The organism is Janthinobacterium sp. ROICE36, from assembly GCF_002869965.1.
In the GTDB taxonomy this organism is placed as follows: Bacteria; Pseudomonadota; Gammaproteobacteria; order Burkholderiales; family Burkholderiaceae_D; genus Janthinobacterium.
Map to the genome: position 1 here is coordinate 1 of NZ_PEBS01000028.1, position 12043 is coordinate 12043.

10 protein-coding genes are annotated in these 12043 nt (G+C 62.6%); 3 read left to right on the top strand and 7 right to left on the bottom strand.

Translation table 11 applies throughout. The annotated features are described in order from the left end of the window. Window positions 1-162 precede the first annotated feature (162 nt). From CSZ94_RS13245 to CSZ94_RS13265, 5 genes are all read right to left on the bottom strand, one after another. Complete coding sequence (locus CSZ94_RS13245) at window positions 163-1236, bottom strand: ABC transporter ATP-binding protein (RefSeq protein WP_102121929.1); 1074 nt, start codon at window positions 1234-1236, stop codon at window positions 163-165. A gap of 22 nt (window positions 1237-1258) precedes the next feature. Continuing rightward, window positions 1259-3049, bottom strand: a complete 1791-nt coding sequence (locus CSZ94_RS13250) for an ABC transporter permease (protein ID WP_096237142.1) — start codon at window positions 3047-3049, stop codon at window positions 1259-1261. 78 nt (window positions 3050-3127) lie between these two features. Continuing rightward, the gene (locus tag CSZ94_RS13255) at window positions 3128-4225 is read right to left on the bottom strand and encodes an ABC transporter substrate-binding protein (RefSeq protein ID WP_102121930.1); all 1098 of its coding nucleotides are present in this window, start codon (window positions 4223-4225) and stop codon (window positions 3128-3130) included. 44 nt (window positions 4226-4269) lie between these two features. Beyond that, the gene (locus CSZ94_RS13260) at window positions 4270-5250 is read right to left on the bottom strand and encodes a Bug family tripartite tricarboxylate transporter substrate binding protein (protein ID WP_180977457.1); all 981 of its coding nucleotides are present in this window, start codon (window positions 5248-5250) and stop codon (window positions 4270-4272) included. 3 nt (window positions 5251-5253) lie between these two features. Continuing rightward, the gene (locus CSZ94_RS13265; RefSeq protein WP_102121931.1) at window positions 5254-6315 is read right to left on the bottom strand and encodes a porin; all 1062 of its coding nucleotides are present in this window, start codon (window positions 6313-6315) and stop codon (window positions 5254-5256) included. A 202-nt stretch (window positions 6316-6517) separates the two neighbouring features. On the opposite strand from CSZ94_RS13265, the gene CSZ94_RS13270 reads away from it, so the two are divergent. The 3 genes from CSZ94_RS13270 to CSZ94_RS13280 are packed head-to-tail and all read left to right on the top strand — an operon-like array spanning window position 6518 to window position 9144. Next, window positions 6518-7240 carry a response regulator gene (locus CSZ94_RS13270; protein WP_102121932.1) on the top strand — a complete coding sequence of 241 codons (723 nt, stop codon included), beginning with the start codon at window positions 6518-6520 and terminating at the stop codon, window positions 7238-7240. Continuing rightward, window positions 7237-8757 carry a sensor histidine kinase gene (locus CSZ94_RS13275; RefSeq protein WP_258000965.1) on the top strand — a complete coding sequence of 507 codons (1521 nt, stop codon included), beginning with the start codon at window positions 7237-7239 and terminating at the stop codon, window positions 8755-8757. Before CSZ94_RS13270 ends, CSZ94_RS13275 begins: the two co-directional genes overlap by 4 nt. Window positions 8758-8778: 21 nt before the next feature. Further along, window positions 8779-9144 (top strand): ribonuclease E inhibitor RraB, encoded by a 366-nt coding sequence (locus CSZ94_RS13280; RefSeq protein WP_102121933.1) that lies wholly within the window; start codon window positions 8779-8781, stop codon window positions 9142-9144. Between the two features lie 21 nt (window positions 9145-9165). Here the strand turns inward: CSZ94_RS13280 and CSZ94_RS13285 are convergent, their stop codons facing one another. Together CSZ94_RS13285 and CSZ94_RS13290 are read right to left on the bottom strand one after the other, a co-directional pair. After that, the gene (locus CSZ94_RS13285) at window positions 9166-10488 is read right to left on the bottom strand and encodes a homoserine dehydrogenase (protein WP_102121934.1); all 1323 of its coding nucleotides are present in this window, start codon (window positions 10486-10488) and stop codon (window positions 9166-9168) included. Window positions 10489-10577: 89 nt separating this feature from the next. Beyond that, entirely contained in the window at window positions 10578-11807 is a 1230-nt protein-coding gene (locus tag CSZ94_RS13290) for a pyridoxal phosphate-dependent aminotransferase (protein ID WP_102121935.1), read from the bottom strand. Between the last annotated feature and the right edge of the window lie 236 nt (window positions 11808-12043).

The window sequence follows — 12043 nt, forward strand, 5'->3', positions numbered from 1 at the left end:
ATCCTCGGGCTTCTGGTAGTTGGCCAGCAAGCTGTCGGCCAGTTTGAGCAGTTCCGGGTCGGGCTTGGCCCGCTTGTTACGCTTTACAACGGTCATTGTTTCTCCTTGGTGGCGGCAGTGTCCTGCCAAATGACCGTTTACACAAAATTATTTACACCCTCGTTAAAACACCCAGAGTTTATCGGCCGGCATATGCAGCCAGTACTTGCCCGCCTCGAGCTTGTGGCGCGAATACGCGCGCAGGCTGATGTTCTCGGCGCCGGCGCGCTCGAACAGGCATTCCCAGCGGTCGCCCAGGTACATGCAGGTCAGGAGCGGGAGCTCGATGGCGTTGTCGACCTGCGTCGCGCTGACCTTCACCTCCTCAACGCGGATCATGGTGGTCACGTCCGTGCCCACGTTGGCGCCGCGCGCCACGCCCTGCATGGAGGCGCCATCGACCAGCAGACGCACCTGGTTGCCGTCGCGCTGCACCACCTTGCCGGGCAGGCGGTTGTTACTGCCCATGAATTCGGCCGTAAACAGGGTGTCCGGCGTTTCATACATGCTTTGCGGCGTTCCCTGCTGCTCGATCTTGCCGTTATTGAGCAGCAAGATGCGGTCGGAAATGGCCATCGCCTCGCCCTGGTCATGCGTCACCATCAGGGCCGACAGGCCCAGGCGCACGATCAGTTCGCGCAGGAAGGCGCGCGCTTCCTCGCGCAGCTTGGCGTCCAGGTTCGACAGCGGTTCGTCGAGCAGGATCACGGGCGGGTTGTACACCAGTGCGCGGGCGATCGCCACGCGCTGCTGCTGGCCGCCCGACAGTTGATGTGGATAGCGTTCGCCCAGGTGCCCCAGGCCCAGCTGCGTCAGCACTTCCTTGATGCGCGCGGCGATCTCCGTGTTGCCCATCTTGCGCAATTTGAGGCCGTAGGCGACGTTGTCGAACACGGTCTTGTGCGGCCACAGCGCGTACGACTGGAACACCAGCCCCAGGTTGCGATGCTCGGCTGGCATTTCGAAGTGTTTCGCGCCATCGTAGACATTGCGCTCGCCGATCTCGATGGTGCCCGCCTTCGGGCTTTCCAGCCCGGCGACGGCGCGCAACAAGGTGGTCTTGCCGCTGCCCGAAGGCCCCAACAAGGCGACCACTTCGCCTTTTTTCAGGTGCATCGAAACACCCTTCAGTATCTGGTTGGCGGCAGCGCCGGTGCCGTAGTCCAGGTGCAATTCATTGACGGTCAATTCATTCATGATGTGGTCTCAGTCTTTGTATTTAATTATGTAACTTCACGCCGAAGCGCAGCGCGATGCCCAGGCCGATGGCCACCAGGGTGATATTGATGAAGGACAGTGCCGCCACCAGGTCGGTCGAGCCTCCCGCCCACAGCGATACCAGCATGGCGCCAATCACTTCCGTGCCCGGCGAGAGCAGGTACACGCCCGTAGAATATTCGCGCTCGAAGATCAGGAACACCATCAGCCAGGCGCCCAGCAAGCCGTATTTGATCAGCGGCAGGGTCACGTCGCGCGTCACCTGGCCGCGGTTGGCGCCGACGGCGCGCGCCGCCTCTTCCAGTTCCGGGCCCACCTGCAACAGCGCGGTGGAAATCAAGCGCATGCCGTAGGCCATCCACACCACCGAATACGCCAGCCACAGGGCGAAGATGGTCGAGCGCACTTCGCGCAGCACGGGGATCACATGGCCGCTCAGCCACAGGGCCACGCCGTTGTCCATGCCCTTGAGCATGCCGTCGAGCCAGGCCGGCACGAACAGGAACACCCACAGGAACGACAGGCCGGCCAGCAGGCCCGGCACGGCGCGCGGCACCAGCACGCTGTAATCGAGCAGGCGCGTGATGCCGTCCTGCTTGCGGTGCATGGCCAGCGCGATGAAGCTGTAGCAGCCCACGGCCAGCGCGCCGCCGACGACGCCGATCAGGATGGTGTTGACGATGCCGCGCACCAGCGAGGGCTGGTCGAAAATATCGCGGAAATGCTGCAGTGTCAGCACGTCGGCCAGGTGCACGCCTTCGCCCCAGTACTGCACGAAGGAGCGCAGCACGATGCCCGTCAATGGCAGGATGATGGTGAAGATCAGCCAGCCGGCCAGCAAGGCAAAGGCCAGCCACTTCCAGCGGCCCAGCGGCATGGCCTTGCTGCGCGCGCCCTTGCCCTTGATCGACACATACTTGTTGGCCGACTTCAGCAGCCAGCGCTGTATCATCACCAGCGGCATGGTCACCATCACCAGGCAGACGGCGACGGCAGCCATCAGGTGGTAGGACGGCGTGCCCAGCTTGTTCGTCAGCTTGTACAGATAGGTCGGCAGCACCAGATGGCCTTCCGGATCACCGAGCACCAGCACCAGGCCGAACACTTCGAAGCCGAGGAAGAACACCAGTACGCCCGCATACGCCAGCGCCGGCATGATCATCGGCAGCGACACATTGAGCATCACCTGGATCGGCGAGGCACCGGCCACGCGGGCCGCTTCTTCCACGTCCGAGCCCAGACTTTTCAGGGCTGACGAGGCATACAGATAGACGTGCGGCACGTGCGTCAGGCCGGCGATGATGACGATGCTGGTGAACGAATAGATATTCCAGGGCACGAAGCCGAGCAGCTCCTTGGCCCAGATCGAGTAAAAGCCCACGGGCCCCATCGAGACGACGTAACCAAAGCCCATCACCATCGGCGAGACAAAAATGGGCACCAGCAGCATCGGCGCCACCCAGCCGCGTCCCGGCAAATCGGTGCGCACCATCAAGAACGCCAGCATGCCGCCCAGCGGCACGGCGATGACGGTCAGGCCGAAGGCCAGCATCAGGCCATTCTTGAAGGCCATGGCGAAATCGGGATCATCAAAGATGAAACGGTAGGAGTCAAAGCCGAATTCGCGCACCGGCATAAAAAACGGCGCGTTCAAAAAACTCTGATAAAAAATCAGGAACAGCGGCAAGAAAATGGCGATCAGCGTGATCGTCACGACCACGCCGCGCGACCAGTTCAGGCGCGACAAGGGAGAGCGCGACCGTGCAGGTAGCGGCAAGATGGCAGTTTGCATGATGAATCCAATGAATGAAGGGTGCGGCGTGCGCCCGCAAGCCAGGCTCGCGGGCGGCCAATACGGCGTTGGCTATTCCTACTTCTTGCCGGCTGTCTCTTTCCATTGTTTCAGGAAGGCCATGCGCTTGGCAGGTCCCAAAAATTGCAGGATGATCGGGTGCACTGGTATCGGTTTGACGTTCGATGCGCCGATTTGCTTGATCAGTTCAGCCGACGTGGTTTCGCCCGTAACGTCGGCGCGAATCGCGAACAGCTTGGCGCCGTTGGCAATGATGGTCTGGCCGCGGTGCGACAAGATGTAATCGAGCCACAGCTTGCTGGCGTTGATGTTCTTCGCGCTCTTGTTGATGAACTGCACGCGCGACAGGATCAGGGTGTAATCCTTGGGCAGCACCACGCCGATCGACGGATCGGTCTTGGCGCGCACCAGGGCATACGAGCCCAGCACGTTGTAGCCAATCAGGTTTTCACCCGACGAGATGCGCTCCATCATGGTGCCCGTCGACGACTGCACGCGCACCTTGGCGGCACCAAACGCGTTTTCCAGCGCCAGGAATTGCGGGTATTCCTTGGCATCCTGCGCCATGAACATGAAGCCCACGCCCGATTTTTCGATGTCGTAGGTGGTGACCTTGTCCTTGAATTTCGGCGTGGCGATCAGCTTGACGAAGTCATCGTGATTCTTCGGCACTTCCTTGGGATCGAGCAGGCGCTTGTTGTAAACGATGGCGGCCGGCTCGAACGTGGTGCCGTAAGCCTGGTCGTCCCACATGGCCCAGCCGGGAATCTTCGCCGCTTCGACGGATTTGTACTTGAGCGCATAGCCATCGGAGGCCAGGCGCATCTGCAAGTCCATCGCCGACGACCACATCACGTCGGCCGTGTTGCCACCGGCGGCCACTTCGGAAATGAAGCGGTTATACACTTCGGTGGAATTCATGTCGTTGTATTCAACCGAGATGCCCGGATACAGGGCGTTGAAATCCTTGACCAGCGGAGCGGCAGCCTTGCTGTCGGTGGCGCTGTAGATCACCACCTTGCCTTCCTTCTTGGCCGCGTCGATAATCTTCTGGTAGTCGGCCGGATAGCCGGCCGGCACTTGCGCGAAAGCGGCGCCAGCCAGGCTGGCAAACACGGTGGCAAGGGTGGCTTGAAGCAGGGTCTTGGTTTGCATGGGTTGTCTCCGTCTATGAATAGGTTTTTTTAATAGGATGTCGTTCAGCGCATCAGGCCAAGCTCATTCGCCTGCCTGGCATAATCGTCGACCGCCTTCTTGACATACGTGGTCAGCTTCGGCCCCGTCAGGGCGAATGGGTACAAGCCAGCCTGCGCGCGCCACTCGGCGAACTGCGGCGTGGCCATGACGCGCTCGAAGGTGGCCACCCAGCGCTGGTAGTCCGCCTCGGGCACCTGAGGTCCCATCCACACGCCGCGGATGATGGGCCAGACGACGTCGAAGCCCTGCTCGCGCGCCGTCGGCACGTTCGCCAGCACGCCGGGCAGGCGTTTATCCGACAGCACCGCCAGCACGCGCGCATGGTTGGCGCTGGCGTTCAAGGTAGCCTCCGACGTGTCGCCCGAGACCACCTGCACGTAATCGGCCTGCATCGCCGTAAACACTTCGCCGCCGCCTTCGAGCGCGACGAAACGCAGCACTTTCGGATCGATGCCGGCATGGCGTGCCAGCAGCGCCATTTTCAGCCAGTCCTGGCTGCCGATGGTGCCGGAGACGCCGATCAGCACCTTGTCCGGATGCTGGCGCAGTGCGGCGATCAGGTCGGCCAGGGTCTTGTAGGGCGAATCGCTGCGCACGGCGATCATGCCGTAATCAGCACCCAGCGCCGCCACCCAGCGCACGTCACCCGCCTTCGCATTGCCAAACTTCCCCTGCGCCAGATTGAGCAGCGAACCACCCGAAAACGCCACCAGGGTGTTCGCTTCCGCGCGGCGGCGCTGCGAGCCCATCGAATGCCAGGCCACGGCGCCGATGCCGCCTGGCAGATAACTGATGCGCATCGGCGCGGCCACACCCGCTGCACCCTCCTGCGCCAGGCCCTTTTTCGCCAGCTTGCACGTCAAATCCATGGCGCCGCCCGGTTTGGACGGCACCACGCACTCGACCGGCGCGGACGCTTGTGCCCCCGCCATAGCGGGCAGCAGACACAGTAAAGACAAGAACAGGGAGCGCAGCATCGTCATGGCTTAGAAGCGGTGCTGGATGCCGGCGATCAGGCCGCGCTGCGTGTCGCCGAAACCGGCATCGTCGCGCGACAGGCTGACCAACTGCTTGTGCTTGGCCTTGGCGTAGGCGCCAGCCACGTACAGGTCGGTGCGCTTGGACAGCGCATAGCGCACGCGCGCAACGTACATGATCGGATCGGCGTCGAGGTTGGCGGCCACGTTTTTCACGTCCTGGTAGTAGATCGCGCCCGTCAGGGTGATGACCGGTGTGGTCTTGTAGCTGACGCCACCCCAGTACAGGGTGCCGCGCACGTCGGCCTTGCCGGCGGCAGCCGGATCGAGCTTGTAGTCGCGCGCCGCCGCCTGCACTTTCCACGGGCCGTCGTCATACATCGCGCCCAGGTGGTACACGGTGGTCTTGTCGCGCGCGCCGCCGGCGATGGTATTGCCGTTCACCTGTTCATACGTGGCCAGCAGGCTGACAGGCCCTGTTTTATAGCTGACACCGGTGGACAGCTTGGCGCTGTCCGAACTGCCCGTCGTCTGCTCGCCGAAACCATACGATGCGCCGTAGCTTAGGCCGCCCGTCTTGCCCGAGTACTTGACCATGTTGTCAAAGGCCGTCGTCATGCCGTACTTGCTAGCGCCCGTCGCGTTACCCGAGGTAGCCCACGAGTAGAACGGCGCATAGGCCATCGGATCGAACGGCAGCACGAAGTCATACACGGTGGTAAACGAGCGCCCCAGCACGACGCGCCCAAACGCGCCTTCCAGGCCCACATTGGCCTGGCGCTTGAACAGCGCGCCATCGGCGGCGCCCGTGTCGGCCAGGATGCCGCCTTCCAGATTGAACACGGCTTTCAGGCCGCCGCCCAGGTCTTCGCTGCCCAGGATGCCCCAGCGCGAAGTGTTCATGCCGCCCGAGCTGACTTGCGTCACCGAGCTTTTGTTCGGACCCGCATTGCTGGTGTTGCTGATACCGGCGTCCAGGCGGCCGTACAGGGTGACGTTCGACTGGGCGTGGGCGCTGCCGGCAGCGGCGAGTACCGCCAGGGCGGCCAGCGAGAATGCAGTTTTCTTCATGTAAAGTGTCTCCCTTAGATATAGTTATTGGTGATATGCCTGATCCATTTCGTGAATCAGGATCACACTATATGAGCGCCATCCTTTCAATTCGCTTTCAGCATGACAGGTGTCGCCGGCCAGCCACAATGGACATCAACATATTCATCGCCTCCCCTGCCGCCAGGCTTACACTGCATCATTTCAAGGAATGGCGGAGACCATGCGCATATTATTAGTGGAAGATCATCTGGAGCTGTCGCACTGGCTGGCAAAGGCCCTGCGCGATGCGCACCTGACGGTGGAGACCGCCCACAACGGCGCCGATGCCGACGCCCTTCTGCATACGCAGGAATACTCACTGGTGCTGCTCGACCTGACCCTGCCGAAGATGGACGGCCTGGACGTGCTGCGCCGCCTGCGCGCGCGCGGCGGCACGCGCGGCAAGACTCCCGTCATGATACTCACGGCACGCGGTGGCCTGGATGAAAAAGTCCAGGGCTTGAACCTGGGCGCCGACGACTACATGGCCAAGCCGTTCGAACTGGCCGAACTGGAAGCGCGCGTGAAAGCCCTGCTGCGCCGCAGCCAAGGTAACGAAGCACTCGTGCACAGCTGCGGCGCGCTCAGTTTTGATACCGTCACGCGCATGTTCAGCTATGCCGGCGCCCCTTTTCCCCTGACGCCACGCGAACACGCGGTGCTCGAAGCGCTGATCACGCGCTCCGGGCGCGCCGTATCGAAGGAAAAGTTATTCGATGAAGTCTTCGCGCTGGCCGACGACGTCAACCTGGACGCCATCGAACTGTATATCCACCGCGTGCGCAAGAAGCTGGAAAGTGGCGTGGAAAGCGGCGCGCCCGACGGCGCCGTCATCACCACCCTGCGCGGCATCGGCTACCTGCTGCAACCGCGCAGCGCGATGGCGCCGGCTGCGCCAAAATGAGCACCACCACGCAACACCAGCGGCTGCCCCTGCTCGCGCGCCTGCGCCGGCGCTGGGCGCAAGGCCGGCCGCTGGGCAGCCTGCGCAGCCAACTGCTGCGCTGGCTGCTCATCCCGCTGGTGATGCTGGTGCTGCTCGACGCTTTTTTTGTTTACCGCAACGCACTCGACGCGGCCGACATGGCCTACGACCGCTCCTTGCTGGCGTCGACGCGGGCGCTGGCCGAGCGCGTCTCCATCGTCGGCGGCAAGGTGGTGGCCGAAGTGCCTTACGTGGCGCTCGACAGCTTCGAGACAGACACCCTGGGCCGCATCTACTACAAGGTCACGGGCATCAACGGGGAACTGGTCTCGGGCTATGGCGACTTGCCGCCCGTGCCGAAAAACGTGCCCCGCTCGCAGAACTATCCGGCCCTGGTACGCTTCTACCACGCCGACTACCACGGCAAGCCGATCCGCATCGCCGCCCTGCTGCAACCCGTGTATGACGACTCGATGCGCGGCATCGCCCTGATACAGGTGGCTGAAACGCTCGATGCGCGGCGCGGCCTGTCGAACCAGATCCTGTTCGACACCCTGAGCTGGCAGGCGGCGATGATACTGGTGATGGGCGCCCTCGTGTGGTTTGCCGTGCGCCTGGTGCTGCGGCCGCTGATGCGCTTGAAAACGGAAGTCGAGACGCGCACCCTGTCCGACCTGTCCGACGTCGATCCCAAACTGGTGCACAAGGAAATGCGCCCGCTGGTGAGCGCCATGAACGGCGCCATGTCGCGCCTGCAGCAACTGATCGCCAGCCAGCGCCGTTTCATCGCCGACGCTTCGCACCAGCTGCGCACGCCGTTGACGGTGCTGAAAACCCAGGCCGAACTGGCCATGCGCGAATGCGACCGCCAGGCGGGCGCGCCGCCGGACATCGCCGCCCTGCGCGACATCGTGCGCTCGATTGCCGTCACCACCGATTCGACCGTGCTGCTGGCCAACCGCTTGCTGACCCTGGCGCGCATCGAGCATGGCGACGACAGCCTGACCATGGATACCGTCTCGCTGCGCGACGTGGCGCAGCAGGTAGGGCTGGAAATGGCCATGGCTGCCGTCGGCAAGCGTATCGACCTGTCGCTGGAAGCGCCCGACGACGCGCCCGTGCATGGCCAGGCCTTGCTGCTGCACGAACTGCTGGCCAATCTGGTCGACAATGCCCTGCGCTACACGCCGCAGGGCGGCACGGTGATCCTGCGCGTGCGTGCTGCACAGACGGGGCAAGGCGCGGTGCTGGAGGTGGAGGACAGCGGCGCCGGCATCCCGTCGGCCGAGCGCGAACGGGTATTTACGCCGTTCTACCGGGTCGGCGCGGCGCTTGAGAGCAACCCGGGAGGCGCGGGACTGGGCCTGGCCATCGTGCGCGACATCGCCGCCCTGCATGGTGCCAGCCTGGAACTGGCCACGGCGGCGAATGGACATGGCTTGAAGGTCAGCGTGTATTTCGCCGCAGCGCCAGTCGGTGCTAAGATCGCGCCCTGAGATTTTAAGGAAGGCTCCGCCATGATGACCAAAGAAGACGTAACCGAACTGTTCGCCAATATCGCCGAAAACGCGCCGTGGGATTTGTCCCGGCCGCTGCTGTGGGGCTATTACTTCACCAACCCCACTTCCGAACCGCTGGAGCAGGCCGCCACCTTGCTGGCGCTGCAGGGCTACCGCCCCGTGGAACTGTACCAGCCGGAACTGGACGACCCGGCCGCCGCTCCCGTGTGGGTGCTGCACGTGGAAAAAGCGGAAGTGCATGGCGTCGACAGCCTGCATGCGCGCAACGGCGAACTGATGGTGTTTGCCCAGGAAAACCAACTGGCCAGCTATGACGGCATGGATGTAGGCCCCGTCGGCGCACCCGACGTGCCGCAACTGTAAGACAGTCTGCATGCAAAACGCTCAGCTCAGGTTTTCCAGACGAATCTTGGTGACCGTGCCCACCACGCTGCTCAACGCTTCCATCTTTTCGATGGCGGCCGTGACGTTCTTTTCCTGCGTCTGGTGCGTCAGCATGATGATGTCCGTATGCGTCTCGCCTTCGGCCGGCTCTTTTTGCAGCATGGCGTCGATCGAGATGCCGCGTTCGGCCAGGATGCGCGTCAAGTCGGCCAGCACGCCCGGCTGGTCGGCCACATGCATGCGCAGGTAGTAACTGGTGGTGATTTCCGACATCGGCAAAATCGCGATGTCGGTCATCGCATTCGGCTGGAACGCCAGATGCGGCACGCGGTGTTCCGGGTCGGCCGTGGCCAGGCGCGTGATGTCGACCAGGTCGGCGATCACCGACGAAGCGGTCGGCTCGGCGCCCGCGCCGCGGCCCGAATACAGGCTGGCGCCGACTGCGTCGCCGTGCACCAGCACCGCATTCATGGCGCCTTCCACGTTGGCGATCAGGCGCTTGGCCGGGATCAGGGTCGGATGCACGCGCAGCTCGATGCCTTCCACGCCATTGACGGTGGCGCGCTTGGTGATGCCCAGCAGCTTGATGCGGTAGCCCAGTTGCTCGGCATAGCGGATGTCGACGGCATTGAGGTTGCTGATGCCTTCCACGTAAGCCTTGTCGAACTGCACCGGGATGCCGAAGGCGATGGCCGACATGATGGTGGCCTTGTGCGCGGCATCGACGCCTTCGATGTCGAAGGTGGGGTCGGCTTCCGCGTAGCCCAGTTCCTGCGCCTGTTTCAGCACGGTGGCGAAATCGAGGCCCTTGTCGCGCATTTCGGACAGGATGAAATTGGTGGTGCCGTTGATGATGCCGGCGATCCATTCGATGCGGTTCGCCGTCAAGCCTTCGCGCAGCGCCTTGATGATGGGGATGCCGCCGGCGACAGCCGCTTCAAAAGCCACCATCACGCCCTTGTCCTGGGCGGCGGCGAAGATTTCGTTGCCGTGCACGGCCAGCAGGGCCTTGTTGGCCGTCACCACGTGCTTGCCGTTGGCAATGGCCTGCATCACCAGGGTTTTCGACAGGTCGTAGCCGCCGATCAGTTCGACGACGATGTCGATTTCGGGATCGTTGACGATCAGGTAGGGGTCATTGACGACCTTGCAGGCGCCGGCGACCAGCGCTTCGGCGCGCGCCACGTCGCGCACGGCGACGGCGACGACGTCAATGCCGCGGCCCGCGCGGCGCTTGATTTCTTCCTGGTTGCGTTTCAGGACGCTGAACGTGCCGTAACCGACATTGCCCAGGCCCAGCAGGCCGATCTTGATGGATTTCATAGTTGTGCTTGACTGCTCATAAGTGGCGCCCCCTTGGGCGGCGCCAGGTTGATCGGTATGGTTGATCGAAATTACTGCTGCTGGCCGGTTCAGCCCCGGCCGTGACGCTTGCGGTAACCTTCGAGGAAGCGCGCGATGCGCCCCATGGCCTCGGTCAGGTCATCGGAATTGGGCAGGAAGACGACGCGGAAATGGTCGGGCGCAATCCAGTTGAAACCCGTGCCCTGCACGATCAGGACCTTGGCTTCAGCCAGTAATTCATAGGCAAACTGCTGGTCGTCGTCGATCGGATAGACCTCCGGGTCCAGGCGCGGGAACATGTACAGTGCGGCCTTCGGCTTGACACAGGTGACGCCCGGGATATCGGTCAGCAGCTTGTGCGCCAGGTCGCGCTGTTTCAACAGGCGCCCGCCGGGCCCCACCAGGTCTTGTATGCTCTGGTAGCCGCCAAGCGCCGTCTGGATGGCAAACTGCCCCGGCGCGTTGGCGCATAGCCGCATCGACGCCAGCATGTTGAGGCCCTCGATGTAATCTTTTGCGTGGCGCTTTTCGCCCGAAACCACCATCCAGCCGGAGCGGTAGCCGCAGGAACGGTAATTCTTCGACAAGCCGTTCATGGTGATGAACAGCACGTCGTCGGCCAGCGAGGCGATCGACACATGCTCGGCTTCGTCGTACAGCACCTTGTCGTAGATCTCGTCGGCGAAAATGATCAACTGGTGCTGGCGCGCCAGGTCGACGATCTGCTGCAGCACGGAAACCGGGTACAGCGCGCCCGTGGGATTGTTCGGGTTGATGACGACGATGGCTTTCGTTTGCGGCGTGATCTTGCGGCGCATGTCCTCGATGTCGGGATACCATTCGTTCTGCTCATCGCACACATAATGCACGGGATTGCCGCCCGACAGGCTGACGGCAGCCGTCCACAAGGGATAGTCGGGCGCCGGCACCAGCACTTCGTCACCACTATTGAGCAGGGCGTTCATCGACATCACGATCAGTTCGGAAGCGCCATTGCCCAGGTAAATGTCATCGATGGTCACGCCGGCGATATTCTTGCCTTGCGTGTAGTGCATGACGGCCTTGCGCGGCGCGAACATGCCTTTCGAATCCGTGTAGCCAGCCGCATTCTGCAGATTGAGCATCATGTCGCGCACGATTTCATCGGGCGGATCGAAGCCGAACACGGCCAGATTGCCGATATTGAGCTTGGTGATCTTGTGGCCTTCTTCTTCCATTTGCCTGGATTTTTCCAGGACCGGGCCGCGGATGTCATAGCAGACGTCCGCCAATTTATTCGATTTCTGAATCGGTCGCAAAATAAATCCCTGTCGTGATGCGGCGCGGTTGGCCTACGCTTGCAGCATGAAAGCCGCGCCAGAACTGTGAACCCGTGAAACTCCAATGCGAAAGACTGCAAGGCGAAAACAACCATTCTCGCCGAAAACAGGCCATTTTATCAAATTAAACATGGCGAACCCCAGCATTTGACGCCGATTCTGCCACGCCGGGCCATCCGGACGACAATCCGGCAGGCGCCATCTTCATCTTCCCT